At 61.2% G+C, this 15726-nt stretch carries 17 protein-coding genes; 11 read left to right on the forward strand and 6 right to left on the reverse strand.

What is annotated here, in order from left to right; translation table 11 throughout:
- The first annotated feature begins 107 nt into the window (after positions 1–107).
- The 5 genes from BM234_RS15300 (at position 108) to adh (ending at position 5690) form a co-directional block, all read left to right on the forward strand.
- Positions 108–779, forward strand: coding sequence for a response regulator transcription factor (locus BM234_RS15300; protein WP_092066715.1), 672 nt, complete (start codon positions 108–110; stop codon positions 777–779).
- 11 nt (positions 780–790) lie between these two features.
- Positions 791–2179, forward strand: coding sequence for a sensor histidine kinase (locus tag BM234_RS15305; protein ID WP_245752679.1), 1389 nt, complete (start codon positions 791–793; stop codon positions 2177–2179).
- Positions 2170–3003 carry a Rossmann-like and DUF2520 domain-containing protein gene (locus BM234_RS15310; RefSeq protein ID WP_092066529.1) on the forward strand — a complete coding sequence of 278 codons (834 nt, stop codon included), beginning with the start codon at positions 2170–2172 and terminating at the stop codon, positions 3001–3003. Before BM234_RS15305 ends, BM234_RS15310 begins: the two co-directional genes overlap by 10 nt.
- Positions 3004–3078: 75 nt before the next feature.
- Entirely contained in the window at positions 3079–4035 is a 957-nt protein-coding gene (locus BM234_RS15315; RefSeq protein WP_425439246.1) for a GAF domain-containing protein, read from the forward strand.
- Between the two features lie 134 nt (positions 4036–4169).
- Complete coding sequence (adh, locus tag BM234_RS15320) at positions 4170–5690, forward strand: aldehyde dehydrogenase (RefSeq protein ID WP_092066531.1); 1521 nt, start codon at positions 4170–4172, stop codon at positions 5688–5690.
- Between the two features lie 54 nt (positions 5691–5744).
- On the opposite strand, the gene BM234_RS15325 is transcribed toward adh, so the two are convergent.
- Complete coding sequence (locus BM234_RS15325) at positions 5745–6200, reverse strand: ion channel (RefSeq protein WP_092066533.1); 456 nt, start codon at positions 6198–6200, stop codon at positions 5745–5747.
- A 175-nt stretch (positions 6201–6375) separates the two neighbouring features.
- Between BM234_RS15325 and BM234_RS15330 the strand changes: the two genes are divergently transcribed.
- From BM234_RS15330 to BM234_RS15345, 4 genes are read left to right on the forward strand one after another with little or no spacing between them, the layout of a single operon-like run.
- Positions 6376–7089 carry a GntR family transcriptional regulator gene (locus tag BM234_RS15330; RefSeq protein ID WP_092066535.1) on the forward strand — a complete coding sequence of 238 codons (714 nt, stop codon included), beginning with the start codon at positions 6376–6378 and terminating at the stop codon, positions 7087–7089.
- A 2-nt stretch (positions 7090–7091) separates the two neighbouring features.
- Complete coding sequence (locus BM234_RS15335) at positions 7092–8066, forward strand: C4-dicarboxylate TRAP transporter substrate-binding protein (RefSeq protein WP_092066537.1); 975 nt, start codon at positions 7092–7094, stop codon at positions 8064–8066.
- A 54-nt stretch (positions 8067–8120) separates the two neighbouring features.
- Complete coding sequence (locus BM234_RS15340; protein WP_245752680.1) at positions 8121–8624, forward strand: TRAP transporter small permease; 504 nt, start codon at positions 8121–8123, stop codon at positions 8622–8624.
- Position 8625: 1 nt separating this feature from the next.
- The gene (locus tag BM234_RS15345; RefSeq protein ID WP_092066540.1) at positions 8626–9906 is read left to right on the forward strand and encodes a TRAP transporter large permease; all 1281 of its coding nucleotides are present in this window, start codon (positions 8626–8628) and stop codon (positions 9904–9906) included.
- On the opposite strand, the gene BM234_RS15350 is transcribed toward BM234_RS15345, so the two are convergent.
- Entirely contained in the window at positions 9872–10276 is a 405-nt protein-coding gene (locus BM234_RS15350; protein WP_092066542.1) for a DUF4112 domain-containing protein, read from the reverse strand. The two genes, BM234_RS15345 and BM234_RS15350, sit on opposite strands and share 35 nt — an antisense overlap.
- The gene (locus BM234_RS15355; RefSeq protein WP_092066544.1) at positions 10273–10431 is read right to left on the reverse strand and encodes a YqaE/Pmp3 family membrane protein; all 159 of its coding nucleotides are present in this window, start codon (positions 10429–10431) and stop codon (positions 10273–10275) included. The genes BM234_RS15350 and BM234_RS15355 overlap by 4 nt, the downstream gene beginning before the upstream one ends.
- Before the next feature lie 252 nt (positions 10432–10683).
- On the opposite strand from BM234_RS15355, the gene BM234_RS15360 reads away from it, so the two are divergent.
- Positions 10684–12657, forward strand: a complete 1974-nt coding sequence (locus BM234_RS15360) for an HWE histidine kinase domain-containing protein (protein ID WP_092066546.1) — start codon at positions 10684–10686, stop codon at positions 12655–12657.
- A gap of 15 nt (positions 12658–12672) precedes the next feature.
- Here BM234_RS15360 and BM234_RS15365 read toward each other — a convergent pair whose 3' ends face one another.
- The gene (locus BM234_RS15365) at positions 12673–13506 is read right to left on the reverse strand and encodes a DUF6473 family protein (RefSeq protein WP_092066548.1); all 834 of its coding nucleotides are present in this window, start codon (positions 13504–13506) and stop codon (positions 12673–12675) included.
- Between the two features lie 149 nt (positions 13507–13655).
- Between BM234_RS15365 and BM234_RS15370 the strand changes: the two genes are divergently transcribed.
- Complete coding sequence (locus BM234_RS15370; RefSeq protein ID WP_092066550.1) at positions 13656–14531, forward strand: 3-hydroxybutyryl-CoA dehydrogenase; 876 nt, start codon at positions 13656–13658, stop codon at positions 14529–14531.
- Here BM234_RS15370 and BM234_RS15375 read toward each other — a convergent pair.
- Entirely contained in the window at positions 14528–15424 is an 897-nt protein-coding gene (locus BM234_RS15375) for a lysophospholipid acyltransferase family protein (protein WP_425439247.1), read from the reverse strand. The two genes, BM234_RS15370 and BM234_RS15375, sit on opposite strands and share 4 nt — an antisense overlap.
- A 28-nt stretch (positions 15425–15452) precedes the next feature.
- Positions 15453–15722, reverse strand: coding sequence for an HPr family phosphocarrier protein (locus BM234_RS15380; protein WP_092066721.1), 270 nt, complete (start codon positions 15720–15722; stop codon positions 15453–15455).
- Between the last annotated feature and the right edge of the window lie 4 nt (positions 15723–15726).

The raw sequence follows: 15726 nt of genomic DNA on the forward strand, positions 1-15726 counted from the left end.
GCCCAGACGACAGTATCGTGTTTCGGGAACGAATCCCTCCTCCAGTGTCCGTGACCTTGTGGTATTAACCTTGCACCAAACTTGCGCATCGTGACAATCTTTTGACCATGCGGATTGCCATCGTCGAGGACAACGTGGAACTGGCCCACGGGATTGCATACCGCTTGCGGGACCGGGGCCATGCTGTTGACGTGCTGCATGACGGGCGCGAGGCCGATGCCTTTCTGGCCCGCGATGGCGCGGATCTTCTGGTGCTCGATATCAATCTCCCGGGGTTGGACGGGCTCGGGGTCTTGCGCTCTCTTCGCCGTCGGGGCGACGGCATGCCCGTCATTCTGCTCACCGCGCGCAGCGAGACCGAAGAACGGGTCGCGGGGCTTGATGCCGGGGCGGACGACTATTTGACCAAGCCCTTCGAGATGGATGAGTTGGAGGCGCGGCTGCGGGCCTTGGCCCGACGCAAGGATCTTGAATTCACCGCGCGTGATCCACTCGGGAGGCTGGTGTTCGATCGCACGAGCCGTCAGTTGATGGATGGGGTGCAGGCGCTTGATATTCCGCGCAAGGAGATCGCGACGCTGGAATGCCTGTTGGAGCGTCGTGGGCGCATGGTCTCCAAGGCGCAACTCATGACCCATGTCTACGGCACCGGCGCAGGGGTGGAAGACAGTGCGATAGAGCCGCATGTCTCACGGCTCCGGCGGCGGCTCGAAGGGTATGGCGTGCGGATCAAGACGGCGCGGGGTTTGGGATACATGCTGGAAGTCGAGGAGGGATGAGCCGCGGCCCCATGTCCCTGAGGCTTCGGCTCTTCTTGCTTATCCTCTCGCCCCTTCTCATCGTCTCTGTCCTGTTGGGGATGTGGCGCTTTGCGGTGGCGCAAGCTACGGCGGAGATGCTGTTCGACCGGGGGCTTCTGGCGGCGGCGCTGGCCATATCCCGCGATGTCTCGATTTCGGAGGGCGATGCCCTCTCTCCCCGTACACGCGCGCTCATCTCCGATGCGGGTGGGGGGGAGGTCTTTTATCATGTCACGGGGCCGGGTGGGATCTACGTCACGGGCTATGCCTATCCCCCCATCGACAGTATCACCGCCTCGGGTCCCGGTCCGCATTATCTTCAGGCGAGCTATCGCGGCCAACCGGTCCGGGTGCTGCGCATGTCGGAACCAACCACCATCGGGAATATGACGGGGGAGACCATCGTGACCGTGTGGCAGCGTTCGGCCGAACGAGATGCCTTCGCGCGGGCTCTTGCCCGCCGGGCGGCTGCCCTCATGATTGCGCTCATGGCGACTGTCGCGATCGTGGTCTGGTTCGGAGTGCAGCGGGGCCTGCACCCGATCCGATCCTTGCACGATGCTATTGCCTTGCGTTCTCCCAACGATCTGAGCCGCATCCAGCGGCGGGTTCCGGCGGAGGTCTCGGGTATCGTCGCGACGCTCAACCGGCTTTTCGGACAACTCGACCAAAGCCTCAAGACGCATCAGGCGTTCATTTCCGACGCCTCCCACCAGCTTCGTAATCCGGCCGCTGCGATCCTGTCGCTTGCGGAATCGCTGCCAGAGGTGGATGACCCCGTGCAGAAGCGATTTCGGGAACAGGAACTCATCGCTGCCGCTCGGAAGTCCGTCCGGCTGACGGAGCAGCTTTTGTCGTTAGAGCGGTTGCGATATGGCGGGGCCCTCAGGGAAGAACCATTTGACCTGAACGACATTGCCGAGGCCGTTTGCAACGATCTTGGCCCCGAAGTGCTGGTCCGGGACCTGCGGTTTGGTTTTGACCGCGTCGACGGTCCGCTTGCCCTTCGCGGCGATCCGGTTCTCGTGGGGGAGGCGGTGCGCAACCTCATCAGCAACGCGATGCAACATGGGGGGGAGAGCCTGACCGAAATTGCCGTGCGCACGGCGGCGGAAGCGGGCTTTGCGATGATCGAAGTACGAGATGACGGTCAGGGGCTTTCCCCAAATAACGCGGAAACGGTCTTTCGCCGATTTGGGCAACTGGAACCCGGCACCGGGAGCGGCCTTGGCCTCGCCATTGTGCGCGATGTTGCCCACCTCCATGGGGGTACGGTCACGTTGGAGAAGGTCTCTCGGGGCGCCTGCGTGAGGATACGCTTTCCTCTGCCCCAGTCGAATGCGAATCTGCGGGAAAACGGGAGATCGGGATGCGCGTGAATGTGGTCGGGGCCGGACGGGTCGGGCGGAGCTTCATGACGTTGCTGTCCGATCTGCCGGGCCATGAGGTGGGAGACGTGCTGAGTTCAGGGTTCGCGAGCGCACAAGCCGCAGTTGCGGACGCAGGGGCGGGGCGCGCGGTTCGCGCTCTTGATGAGATGACGCCCGCGGACCTGTGGTTGTTGACCGTTCCGGACGATCGGATCGCCGAAGTGGCAATTTCGCTTGCCGCCTCGTCCCGCTTCAGCGGCACGGGGCAGTGTCCAATGGCCGTACATTGCAGTGGTTTTCTGTCTTCTAACATCCTCGCCCCGTTGAGAGACGCCGGGTGGTCCGTAGGAAGCTGCCATCCCGTCCGCAGCTTCGCTGATCCCGCGCTTGCAGCGCAGCAGTTCGCGGGCACCTTCTGCGGGATCGAGGGGGACAGGCCTGCGGTCACAGCGATGTCGCAACTGGTCTCAGCCGTGGGCGGCGTGCCCTTCGACGTTGGGACCGAGAGCAAGGCGCTCTATCACGCGGCGGCAGTTTTCTCGAGCAACTTCACCGTGGTCCTGCAGGCCATGGCGCAAGAGGCGTGGCGCTCTGCCGGGGTCGAGGCCGGGATCGCGGAGGCGCTCTCGCGGAGCTTGCTTCACTCCACGACCCAGAACCTAAACGACTTGTCCCCGCGAGATGCCCTCACCGGACCGGCCGCGCGGGGCGATACAGCGGTTCTGTCTCAACAAGCCGAGGTGCTAGAGGCGTGGCGCGCAGAAGCGGCCGAGGTCTATCGCGGGTTGAGCGCTCTGGCCATGCGGCTCAAGCAGGATGGCACGACGGGATAGAGCAGACCCCCCTCCCATTGTCGCTCTCCCCTCCATCCGCGAGCGCGATATGGTATGGTGGGGAGAAGGAGGAGCATGGTGGCGAAGGTATCAGGGCATGTTGACCGGGTCTTGAAGGCCGCGACCGACCCGCGGGCTGCGGCTCAATCGCGTCTGGCGGCTTCGTGGCGGCGTTCTCTCGACCATCACGGGCTTAATCCGGCCAAGGAATCCGGGGTGGAGCGGGTTTCACCAGAGGCGCTGACCGAGCGTCGCGATCGGGCAGAAGCCATGCTGCGCATCGCAGCGCCAAAGCTTGACGCGCTTTATCAACTGGTGGGCTCTTCGGGGTGCGGCGTGCTGCTCACCGATGCCGAAGGTGTCGTGCTTGATCTGCGTGCCGCCGACGGTGATGTCGCGGTATTTGATACCTGGGGGCTTACGCCGGGCGCGGATTGGTCCGAGGCATCGGAGGGAACCAACGGGATCGGGACATGCATCGCGGAATCGCGGCGTGTCATCATCCACCGCGAGGATCATTTCCATGCCCGCAATACTGCGATGTCCTGCATGGATGCGCCAATCTTCGGCCCGGAAGGGGAACTCATCGGGGCGCTCGATGTCTCTTCGGCCCGCGCGGATCAAACCGAAGCCTTCAACCGCCTGATTGCGGCCATGGTCGCCCAGACCGCGCGACAGATCGAAGTCGACAGCTTTCGGGCCGCGTTCTGCGGGGCGCGGATCATCGTAGCCGACAATGACGACAGCGAAGCGGCGATGCTGGTCGCGGTTGACCGGGATGACCTTGTGCTCGGGGCGACACGCGGCGCGCGCAAGGCCTTTGGCCTCACGTCGAATGGTCCGATCAGCTCGCTGCCCGCCTCCGACCTCTTTGGACGGGATGATGGCCCGACGGGGTTCGAAAAGGCGGAGCGCGCAGCGGTGATTCGTGCCCTGTCTCGTGCTCATGGCAACGTCTCGGAGGCGGCGCGTTCTCTCGGCGTAGGCCGGGCGACGCTTTACCGCCGGATGAAACGCCTCGGGATTACGTAATTCGGTCCCGACTGTCTCACTCCTGAGACAGTTGCTGATGCGGCTGGTTTTGACCTGCCTGACATCTGTCTCGCACTTGGCGCAGATTGCTCCTCGCCCCGGTGGAGGACTGGGGCAACCCAAGGAGGACACCTATGAACGAGATGACCGAAGTCACGAGTGCCTATAGCTCGCCATTCAAGAATCGCTATGACAATTTCATCGGCGGCAAGTTCGTCGCCCCCGTAAAGGGCCAGTATTTCGACAACATCACCCCGATCACCGGGGCCAAAGTCTGTGAAGTGGCACGTTCCACCGCAGAGGATGTCGAACTGGCTCTCGATGCAGCGCATGCCGCCAAGGGTGCCTGGGGCAAGACCTCCGCCGCGGAGCGTTCCAATATCCTGCTCAAGGTTGCAGACCGGATCGAAGAGAACCTCGATCTCATTGCGCAGGCAGAGACATGGGACAACGGTAAGCCGATCCGTGAAACCACTGCTGCGGACATTCCGCTCGCCGTCGATCACTTCCGCTATTTCGCCGGTACCCTGCGCGGCCAAGAAGGCACGATGTCGGAGATCGACAACGACACCATCGCTTATCACTTCCACGAGCCGCTGGGCGTTGTCGGGCAGATCATCCCGTGGAACTTCTCGGTGCTGATGGCCGCATGGAAACTGGCCCCTGCGCTTGCGGCGGGCAACTGCGTCGTTCTCAAGCCGGCGGAACAGACACCTGCAGCCATTCTGGTGGTGGCCGAACTGATCGCGGACCTGCTTCCCGCAGGCGTTCTGAATATCGTAAACGGGTTCGGTGCCGAAGTCGGCGGCGCGCTTGCCAAGTCGTCCCGGATTGCCAAGATCGCCTTCACCGGATCTACGGAAACGGGCCGTCTCATCATGAAGGCCGCAACCGAAAACCTGATCCCTGTAACGTTGGAATTGGGCGGCAAGTCTCCCAACATCTTCTTCTCCGACATCATGGCCGCGGATGACGCTTTCTTCGACAAGGCGATCGAAGGCTTCGTGCTCTTTGCCTTCAATCAGGGCGAAGTCTGTACCAGCCCATCCCGCGCGCTGATTCAGGAAGACATCTATGAGGAGTTCATCGCGCGCTGTATCGAGCGGGTGAAGGCCATCAAACAGGGTGATCCGCGCGATATGGACACGATGGTTGGCGCACAGGCCAGTCAGGAACAGCAGGACAAGATCATGTCCTACCTGACGATTGGCGTCGAAGAAGGTGCCGAAGTTCTTGTTGGTGGCGGCGCAAAGTCGATGGATGGAGAGCTTGGCAACGGGTTCTATATCCAGCCGACGATCCTCAAGGGACACAACAAGATGCGTGTCTTCCAAGAGGAAATCTTTGGGCCGGTTGTATCTGTGACGACCTTCAAGGACGAAGAGGAGGCGCTCGCCATCGCAAACGACACCATGTACGGCCTCGGGGCTGGTGTCTGGACGCGTGACGGCACACGTGCCTATCGTTTCGGCCGCGCGATCGAAGCGGGACGTGTCTGGGTCAACAACTATCACGCCTATCCTGCGCATGCGGCATTTGGTGGATACAAGCAGTCCGGCATCGGGCGCGAGAACCACAAGATGATGCTCGACCACTATCAGCAGACGAAAAACATGCTGGTCAGCTACAACCCCAACAAGCTCGGGTTCTTTTGATAGCAGGCCTCGCCGACCGGTTCTGCCGGTCGGCGATCACAACCTGCGCGAAGGCTAGTTTTTGGCCTTCGCGTCCTCGGTGTTGATCAGGCGAAAAGCGCGTTGCCACGCCGAATAGATGTAGGTCGCCGACCACGTCAGAACCATGAAGCCGCCAAGCGATTGCATCAGCGCCACGAGCCGGATTGACCCATCGGTTTCAATCTGCGTGTAGCCTAGCGTGGTAAATTGCACCCCCGAAAAATAGATGAGGTCGGCCCAGCCACCGTCGAAGTCGCCCACAAGGCCGCCGAGGAAACCGAACGCGGGGAACGACAGGATCACCCGGTAGGCCGCCGCCCATCCGACGATCTCCAGCGTGTGCAGGCTTAAAAGCCCGAAGAAGACAGTCTGGATGGTGCGATTGGGTTTGTTCTTGTCGTAGCCGCTTAGCCGTTCGAGCGCGCGGAGAGCGAAGTGATGGATAATCCCCATCGCGGTCACAAGACAGAAGCCGATCAAAAGTGCCATAGCGCCTCGCTTTGCCGTTGAGTCCTAGGTGAACGAGCGCGGGCGCGATTGGTTTCCTTCCGCTGCGAAACTGCCTTCCTTGGTCTCGCACCAAACTTGGCTAAACTCCCACTCACGCAAATTTGTTGACTAGTATGGTAACATACCGCATGCTGCCTTCCCAAGGGAGACAGACATGCAGATGATCGCGGAAATGGTGAAGCTCGATACGAGTCAGCCCATCGGGGCACAGCTCTACGCGATCTTGCGGGGGCGGATCGTGCAGGGAGAGCTGGCACCGGGGACGCGCCTTTCTGAAGCCGGGCTGGCCGGTGACTTTCAAGTCAGCCGCCAGCCGATCCGGGAAGTATTCATCAAGCTATCCGAAGAAGGTCTGCTGGAGATCCGTCCACAGCGGGGCACGATCGTACCCCGGATCTCCGTCGCGATGGTGGAGGATGCGCGCTTTGTCCGGGAGGCTATCGAGGCAGATGTGGTGCGTCTTGCTGCCGAGCAATTCGATGCGCGGCAAAAGGCAGAGCTTGAAGACCTGTTGTCCGAGCAACACCGGACGGAGGATGTACGGGCCTTCATCGAACTGGACGACAGGTTTCATCGGCAACTCGCTCGGGGGGTGGGGCGCGCTTATGCGTGGCATGTGATCGAGGGGCTCAAGGCGCAGCTTGATCGGGTGCGCTATCTGAGCGTCGCGCAATTTCCCAGAGCCAAGATCATTGAGCAGCATGCAGCGATCGTGGAGGCCATCGGTCGGGCGGACCCGAAAGGGGCCGAGAGCGCGATGCGGCTGCATCTTTGCATGATCACGGAGGACTTGCCCGAGATCGTGGCCGGGCATGCAGATTATTTTGAAGACGCGCCACAAGGCGTGCCAACATCATCGGGAGGATAATCATGTTGGACTTTTCCAAGGCTGTCGCCGCGGCGATTGCCGTTTCACTCATCGGCGGGGCCGTCGCGGCACAGGACTATACGTTGAGCGTCAATACCGCCCTTGCGGAAAGCGATCCGCTCTACAAGGGGCTGGAAGCCTTCCGCGAAAACGTTGCCGAGGCGACGGAGGGGCGCGTGGCCATCGTGCTGTACCCCAATTCGCAACTCGGACCCGATGAAGATGTACTGGAGCAGGCCCGCGCTGGCGCGCCTGTGGCCGTCGTTGTCGATGGTGGACGGCTCGCCGTGTTTCAGAACGAGTTTGGCGTTCTGGGCGCGCCCTTCCTTGCCGCCGGCTATGACGGCATTCGCAAGGTCGTCACCTCCGACAAATTCGAAGGCTGGGTAGATGCGCTCGCCGACAATGCAGGGCTTCAGGTCCTAAGCTTCAACTGGTGGCAGGGGGAGCGTCATCTGCTGACCAACGTTCCGGTCTCTGTCCCTGCGGACCTCGCGGGAATTCGGATGCGGACACCGGGCGCTCCGGTTTGGACCGGCACCATCAATGCCATGGGCGCCACCCCGACGCCGATGCCATGGGGAGAGGTCTATTCCGCTCTGAGCTCCAATGTGATCGATGGGGCTGAGGCACAGTTTCCTGCAATCGTGGGCGCAAACCTGCATGAGGTTATCAGCCACGTCACCAAGACGGGTCACATCAACCTGATCACCGGCCTTGTGACCTCAGCGGGGTGGTTCGAAAGCCTTCCCGAAGATCTTCGCACAGCCCTGCGGGACGAAGCGCTGGAGGCGGGGGATATCGCATCTTATGGAACCCGAGACAGTCTGGAGGCCATCGAGGCACAACTCCAAGAGGCGGGCGTAACGGTGAGCGAAGTCGACACGACCCCGTTCCGCGAAGCCACTGCTGCCGTCTATGACGAGCTTGGATATGGCGCGCTGCGCGATGAACTGCGCGCGATGGCTGCTGAGTAATCCGGCTGGCAGGCACGCTCGGTGCCTGCCGTCCACACCCATGGGAGGGCCATCGTGGCACAATTCTATCGGCAGGCGGAATTCGCGGTGGGTGCTCTCATCCTGGCCACGATCACCGGGCTGGTGTTTCTGGCAGCGGTGATGCGCTTCTTTGGTCATCCACTGATCTGGTCCGTCGATCTGGCGCAGCTCCTGTTCATCTGGCTGTGTTTCATCGGCGCTACCCGTGCGTTGCGAGAGAAATCACATCTCGGGGTGGATCTCGCGGTGAGACTGCTGCCCTTTGCATGGCGGCGCTGGGTGGAAACGGCTCTGGCGCTGTTGACCATTGCATTCCTCGCCGTGTTGGCGCGGCAAGGTCTCAAGCTCACCCTGCTGAACATAGAGCGTCAATTCGGGGATAGTGGCTTGAGCTATGCCTGGGTGACGATAGCCGTACCGGTAGGCTGTGTCCTGCTGGGGGCAGGGATCATCGTGAACCTCGTCCAATCCTGGAAATCTGCTGATCAACTGGTGTTTACCCGCCAGTCCGGTAATGGCGCGGTTAGCGAGCTTTGAAATGGGATTGATCTCAATCGTTTTCATGGTTCTGCTGATCGTAGGCGCCCCGGTCGCTATCGCAATCGGCATGGCTGGCTTCACCTTCTTTTTGACCTCCCCCATCATGCCGTTGTCCATCGGGGTGCAGAAGATCGCGACCGTCAGCCAGAGCTTTCCGCTCTTGGCCGTGCCATTCTTCGTTCTCGCCGGGCATTTGATGAATGCAAGCGACATCACGGATCGCCTTTTCAAATTTTCCCGGATCGCGGTGAGTTGGATGACTGGCGGACTCGCGCAGGTGTCTATCATCCTCTCGACCCTCATGGGCGGGGTGAGCGGTTCCGCCGTCGCCGATGCCGCGATGCAGAGCCGGGTTGTCGGGCCACAGATGCTGCAGGCGGGCTATGCGCGTGGGTATACCGCCGCAGTCATTGCGCTCAGTTCTCTCATCACGGCCACCATCCCTCCGTCGATCGGTCTCATCCTCTATGGCTATGTCGGTCAGGTCTCCATCGGGCGGCTCTTCATGGCGGGAATCGTGCCGGGGCTCTTGATGATGATCTTTCTCATGGTCGCGGCATGGCTGGTGGCCAAGCGGCGCGGCTATGGCACGGTGGCGCGTGAGCGGCCCGAAGCGGGCGCACTGGGGCGGGCCGCGTGGGATGCGAAATGGGCGCTGCTCTTTCCGGTACTGTTGATCGTGTCGATCCGGGGCGGGCTTTTCACGCCTTCCGAAGTCGGGGCCTTTGCCGTTGTCTATGCGCTGTTGGTCGGCATGCTGGGACACAGGGTATTGAGCGTTGAGCGGATCAAGCGCGCATTCGGGCATGCGTTGTCGGATATCGGGATGATCATGCTCATCATCCTCATGTCCGGAATGCTGGGGTTTGCGATCATCTTCCTGCGTGTGCCACAGGATGTGGCGGATTTGCTGCTTGGCGGTTTATCCAACCCCCATGTCATTGTCGCAGTGATCCTGATCGGGCTTTTCGTCGCGGGCTTGTTCGTGGAAAGTACGATCCTCGTCCTCTTGCTGACGCCCATTCTGGTGCCAGTGGTCAAGAGCGTGGGGGTCGATCCCGTCCATTTTGGAATTCTGATGATGACGATCGTGACGCTGGGGGGGATGACGCCGCCGGTCGGTGTCGCGATGTTCACGGTGTGCAGTCTGCTGGATACCCCGATCGAGGACTATGTGCGCGACAGCCTGCCGTTCTTTGCTGCGATCCTCGCGCTGATCCTCGTCCTGCTGACTTTTCCAGTAATCACACTGTTTTTGCCGAACCTGATGTTTGGGTGAGGTGCCCGGTGGATTGCAGGTGTTTGCGCAGCAGCGCCGCGTTCCTCCGGTTCCCCTTGAAGCCGATGTCGAAGATATCGCCGACAAGCGGGATACTCCCCAACAGCCAATCGGCCGCGGTGTTGATCCCCATTCGCCCGAGCACCGCCGGAGGGGCGCCCAGACGATAGGATTTGTGCAAGATATACGCCGCAGGCAGGAGCGCCGCAGTATCCCCGACACCGGGGATCAGGCCAAGGATGGAATCCCAGCCGATCCGAATTCCGGTCATCGGGATGCGAAACGCACTGTCCATTCGTTCGGCCAGCCGCTCGATCCGGAGCAGTTCCGCTTCGCTTGCCTGCGGGGATATGGTTTTGGCCGGAGTCATTTCCGGGCGATAATGTAAATGGCGTGCACGATACCGGGGATATACCCAAGGATGGTCAGCAGGATGTTGATCCAGAAGTGCTTGCCCAAGCCCTCCTGCAGGAACACGCCAAGCGGTGGCAGAAGGATGGCAACGATGATGCGTATGAGGTCCAATGTAGGTCTCCTTTCCGCGTAACAACGTCCCCACCGACGGCGGGTTCCATGAAGCGTCGCGTCGCGCGCGCGAATGCGTTCGAAATTCTCTTTTCAAGTCGTACATTTGCGCTAAATTCGCAGGAGTGATCCACTGGACGGGCAAGAGCAAAGGTCGGCAGATCATCGTATTGTTTCATTCGGCAGGAACTCGGTGTCGCCCATGCTCAGCTTAACCAACCTATCACCCGTCCACCGCAGCGAGCCGCTCGCATGCTGAGGCGTCAGAATCCCAACCTCGACCCGATGAGCTTTCTCTCCGGCCCGAGCGAGATGGCCCAGAGAATACGTGAGTTCGACTGGACCGGACATCCATTCGGCCCCCCCGAGACTTGGCCTCAATCCCTGCGCTCGGCGCTTGCCATCGCGCTCAACTCGACCTTTCCCACGGCGATCTATTGGGGATCGGATTTGCGCCTGCTCTACAACGACGCATGGTCGAGCATACCCGGCCCCCGTCACCCGGGCTGTCTGGGGGAGCGCGCCGAAGATGTCTGGTATGATATCTGGCATGTGATTGAGCCGCAGTTCACCGAGTTGATCGTCAGCGGAACGGGCATTTTTCTCGAAGATCAACTTCTCCCGATGAAGCGGTATCGCTTTGAGGAAGAAACCTACTGGACCTATAACTTCAGCCCGATCCGCGGTGAGGATGGCGCAATCGAGGGCGTGTTCAACTCCGGCATGGAGACCACTGCCAAGGTGCTGGAGGGGCGTCAGTCGAGCTTTCTTCTGGGGCTGAGCGACAGTCTGCGCGGAGCTACGGGCACAGATGACCTTGGGATGATCGTCTGCGGCGCGCTCGGTAAGTATCTGGGTGCGATCCGGGTGGGAATACGCGAAGTTCAGCGCGCCAAGAGCCCGGGCTACCGGACACTAGCGGAATGGACCGCCACTGATATCGATCCTGTAGGCGATCAGTTCGCCATGGAAAACATCGGGCCGGTGGCGCTGCCCCTTGCGGCGGGGAAGGTGGGGCAGATCATTGACACCTCCGAAGTCAGTGAGCCAACGACACGAGAGGCTTTTCATAGCGCGGGCACCGGATCACTGCTTGCGGTTCCGTGGATGAAGGATCACCGGCTGGAGGCATCGCTGTTCATCCATCGGGCCAACGCGGGTCGGTGGAGCGATGCGGACATCGCGCTCACCGAACAGGTTCTGGAACGGTTCTTGCACGAGATTGAACAGCAGCGATCCCTTGAGCGCGAACAGATCATGGCGAGTGAAATCGACCATCGCGCTCGTAACCTGCTGGGCGTTGTTCGGGCGCTGGTAAATCAGAACAGCGCCGATGACGTGCCAAGCTACAAGGCCAAGCTACTGGATCGGCTTGCTGGGCTCAGCAATACGCACAGTCTCCTGGCGGGGAACCGGTGGAGCGTCGTGTCACTTGACGACGTGCTGCGAAATGAGCTTTCGCCCTACCTGTCTTCTGATACCCCCCAAGCCACCCTCGAAGGGCCGGCGGTGGAGCTTTCGCCTGACATGGCACAGGCCATCGCGATGGTCGTGCATGAACTGGCCACCAATGCCATGAAATACGGGGCGCTTACCGGGGTCACGGGCAAGCTCGATGTTGCGTGGGAGGTGTCGCACGATGAGATCCTGCGCATCAAGTGGCAAGAGCGGACGGTTGATGCGGGCCGTACCTTGCGCGAACTCGACAGTTCTGGCTTTGGTACAAACCTGCTGGTGCAGATCATCGAACGGCAGCTTGGCGGCGAATTCTCCCGCGGGTTGGATACCGACGGGTTCAAATGCGAGATCGTGATCGACCTGCGCCGCGACGCGGGCATCCCCGAAGAGCGTGAAGTGCCCAATTGCCCCGAGAATGGGCAGGGGCGCACCCGTATCTTCATCGTGGAAGATGATCCGATCATCTCGATGGATCTCGTCGATACGGTGGAGGCCATGGGGTATGAGGTTGTCGGGACCGCGGGATCGGTCAAGGCGGGGCTTTCGCAACTTGCCAAGGTAACACCCGATCTCGCCGTGGTGGATATCAACCTCGGTAAGGAGACGTCCGAGGCCATTGCCAAGCATCTGGTGCTGCGGGGGATACCCTTCCTGCAACTCACGGGCTACGAGTTCGACGCCACGGCCGGGAGTGTCTTCGACGGTCGGCCAAGGCTCATGAAGCCGATCAGTGAGGACAGTCTGGCCGAGGAGTTGCGAAAGCTCTGAGGGCCGCGCCGGGTATCAAGTGCGTTTGCTCAGGACGTATGACCTGACCGGCTCGGCAAGGGCCTTTGCCGCTGCGTGATGCGCCGACGTTCCCGGAATGGTGGCTGCGGCGCTCCGTTGAAGGGGTGGAAAGATGAGACCCGTCAGATGTTCCGCCTCCGGCTCTGTGGTCGCGGGGACTTCGATGAGGTCGTTGGCGAGGAGTGCGACTTCCGCGACCATCTCTTCGGTGACAAAGAGCGGCTCTGACCCAAGCGCGCCCTGGTCGCGTGCGGCGCGGCGCATATCGAGCAGCACAACTGGGCAGTCGAAGGCACCGATCAATTCACTCATGCGCGTGGTCCAGACGGTCTGCAATTCCTTCCGAAGGCGTTCGAAGGGCTCTGGCGCTTCGTGGTGCAGCACCCCCAGCATATGGCGGACAAAGCTGAAACCGGTGAAGTCGTGATCGGGAAAAACGGTCCGCATCAGCGGGGAGGCTTGCAGAAAGCGGTCGTTGCGGCGTCTATGCACCGAGTAGAAGCAATTGCTGTTGCCCTGCGCGCCCATGATCTGCACCACGGCCAAACGGGCCCCACCACACAATCGTCGCAGGCCGGGGTCACCCAGAAACACGTCACATCCCGCGTGTGGCACCCCAAGATTGAAACAACTCAGGCCAGTGCGCTCCTCAAGAAGTGCGGGCCATGGATGAGCGACAAAGGTGCCGAAGGTTTCGCCCGCGCCGAGGCATACCGCGTAGTCGCCGACCTCCGAGAGTTTGCGCGGGCCGCGCAGATCAACCCGGCAGCCGTCATATCGACAAAGCTCATAGTCCAGATCGCCCGGTCCGGGAGATGCGAAACTCACTGCGAAACCCCAATTCTGTTCACCCGCAAGGCACCATGCAGGCAAACTTTTGCGGAATCGCTAATGGCTGCGTGCCGGGAGCAGGAGCGCTTGCACCTTCGCGCGGCCCGTGACTATGGTCGCCACCATCACGAGGAGAGGCAGCACCCATGGAGATCCAGAAAATCGGCGTCGTCGGCGCAGGCCAGATGGGCAACGGCATCGCTCATGTGGCCGCGGTCGCGGGATACGATGTTTGGATGAGCGACATCAGTCAGGACGCGCTCGATGCCGCGATGACGCTGATCGACCGGAACATGGAGCGGCAGGTATCGCGCGAGTTGATCGCAGCTGATGCCAAGGCCGAGGCGATGGCACGCATCCGCACTTCGCTCAAGCTTGCCGATCTGGGGCAATGCGATCTGATCATCGAAGCCGCGACGGAGCGCGAATCCGTCAAACAGGCGATCTTCGAGGATCTGATCCCGCATCTGCAACCCCACACGATCCTGACGACCAACACCTCCTCGATCTCGATCACCCGGCTGGCCAGCCGTACGGATCGGCCGGAGCGATTCATGGGGTTTCATTTCATGAACCCCGTTCCGGTCATGCAGTTGGTGGAGCTTATCCGGGGGATCGCAACGGACCGCGAAACCTATGACTCCTGCCTCGCGGTGGTAGAGCGGATCGGCAAGACAGCGGCCAGTGCCGAGGATTTTCCCGCTTTCATCGTGAACCGCATCCTGATGCCGATGATCAATGAAGCGGTCTATACGCTCTATGAGGGCGTCGGAAACGTGCGTTCGATTGACCAGTCGATGAAGCTGGGCGCGAACCACCCCATGGGCCCCTTGGAACTTGCGGATTTCATCGGGCTCGATACCTGTCTTGCCATCATGAACGTGCTCCACGAAGGGCTGGCGGATACGAAGTATCGGCCGTGTCCCTTGCTGACGAAGTATGTCGAGGCCGGGTGGCTGGGCCGTAAGGCGAAGCGTGGTTTTTATGACTATCGCGGGGAAGAGCCCGTCCCCACCCGCTAGGCGGAGTTGCCAAGCGACAGGGTATGGGCCCGTAGCCACGCCATGAAATCGCGGGGGCTGGCGGAGCGCTCCGCGACTTCCGCCGGATCGAGCGGATGGCCGATGAGCGGCGATTGCGCCGTGTTGCAGGCTTTCACGATCTCATGGATGAGAAGACCCTGCCGCAGTGTCGGCGATACGCGGCTCGCGATCTGATACCAACGGGAGTTCTGCCCGGGAAAGAAAACCGGCACGACGCGCGCGCCGGACCGGCGGATCATCTTGGCGGTAAAGACATTCCATTCGCGCTCGACTGCGGGGCCGAACATACGATCCGCGGAGGCCACGACCCCCGAGGGAAACAGGCCGATGACACCGCCGGCCTCAAGCTGGGCCATGGCGGCGTCACGCATCTCTATGCTCTTTTGCTGCGCATCGGGCTCATGCGGAAAGGGGACTGAAATCAGAAAACGGTCCGCGACGGCATCAAGCTGGGTCAGAAGAGATCGGGTCAGGATCTTGTAGTCCGGGCGGCGCTTGCCGATCAGTTCAGCCAACACCATTCCATCCACCAGCCCATGCGGATGATTGGCCACAACGACCACGGGCCCTTCGGATGGAATACGCTCCATCTGTTGGCTGGGCGTCTGGAGGGGGATGCGCATGACATCGAGCACAGCGCGAAAGAAGCTTGCGTCCTGCGGCGCGCCCATCCGCTCAAACTCACGGACCATGCGCAGGATGGAGATCTTGCCCGTGGACCATTCGAGCGCATGGATCGCGGCGACCTTGGCGGGATTGGTGAAGGTGTCGGCATAGGTCAGGCTGCTGCGATCATAGTGGCGCGTGCGCGTTCCATTGCCCTCAGGCTGGCCAGCCCGGGCCGCGCGGCGTTCTTCGACGTTTCGTGCCACGTCTATATCGCCCCGCCCGGCGCCATGATCAGAAACCTTCGCCGAACTTGTCGGCAAGCAACGACTCGAGCGCCTTGGCGAGCTTTTCGGCATCTTCGCCGCGGGTCTCGATCTCGATGTCACAGCCCTTCGACGCGGCCAGCATCAAAAGCCCCATGATGCTGTCGCCGGAGGCATTCATGCCATCGTGCGAAACCTCCGCCGTGGCATCATGCGCCTCGACGACTTCCACGAACTTCGCCGATGCGCGAGCGTGCAGGCCTTTTTCGTTGGTGATAGTGAGGGTTTGCTTGACCATGCTT

This window comes from Poseidonocella pacifica (assembly GCF_900111875.1).
GTDB lineage: Bacteria > Pseudomonadota > Alphaproteobacteria > Rhodobacterales > Rhodobacteraceae > Poseidonocella > Poseidonocella pacifica.

Bases quoted from the DNA above. Each gene is read 5' to 3' on its own strand.
- BM234_RS15300 (WP_092066715.1), top strand. From the start codon at position 108: ATGCGGATTGCCATCGTCGAGGACAACGTGGAACTGGCCCACGGGATT.
- BM234_RS15305 (WP_245752679.1), top strand. From the start codon at position 791: ATGTCCCTGAGGCTTCGGCTCTTCTTGCTTATCCTCTCGCCCCTTCTC.
- BM234_RS15310 (WP_092066529.1), top strand. From the start codon at position 2,170: ATGCGCGTGAATGTGGTCGGGGCCGGACGGGTCGGGCGGAGCTTCATG.
- BM234_RS15315 (WP_425439246.1), top strand. From the start codon at position 3,079: ATGGTGGCGAAGGTATCAGGGCATGTTGACCGGGTCTTGAAGGCCGCG.
- adh (WP_092066531.1), top strand. From the start codon at position 4,170: ATGAACGAGATGACCGAAGTCACGAGTGCCTATAGCTCGCCATTCAAG.
- BM234_RS15325 (WP_092066533.1), bottom strand. From the start codon at position 6,200: ATGGCACTTTTGATCGGCTTCTGTCTTGTGACCGCGATGGGGATTATC.
- BM234_RS15330 (WP_092066535.1), top strand. From the start codon at position 6,376: ATGCAGATGATCGCGGAAATGGTGAAGCTCGATACGAGTCAGCCCATC.
- BM234_RS15335 (WP_092066537.1), top strand. From the start codon at position 7,092: ATGTTGGACTTTTCCAAGGCTGTCGCCGCGGCGATTGCCGTTTCACTC.
- BM234_RS15345 (WP_092066540.1), top strand. From the start codon at position 8,626: ATGGGATTGATCTCAATCGTTTTCATGGTTCTGCTGATCGTAGGCGCC.
- BM234_RS15350 (WP_092066542.1), bottom strand. From the start codon at position 10,276: ATGACTCCGGCCAAAACCATATCCCCGCAGGCAAGCGAAGCGGAACTG.
- BM234_RS15360 (WP_092066546.1), top strand. From the start codon at position 10,684: ATGCTGAGGCGTCAGAATCCCAACCTCGACCCGATGAGCTTTCTCTCC.
- BM234_RS15370 (WP_092066550.1), top strand. From the start codon at position 13,656: ATGGAGATCCAGAAAATCGGCGTCGTCGGCGCAGGCCAGATGGGCAAC.
- BM234_RS15380 (WP_092066721.1), bottom strand. From the start codon at position 15,722: ATGGTCAAGCAAACCCTCACTATCACCAACGAAAAAGGCCTGCACGCT.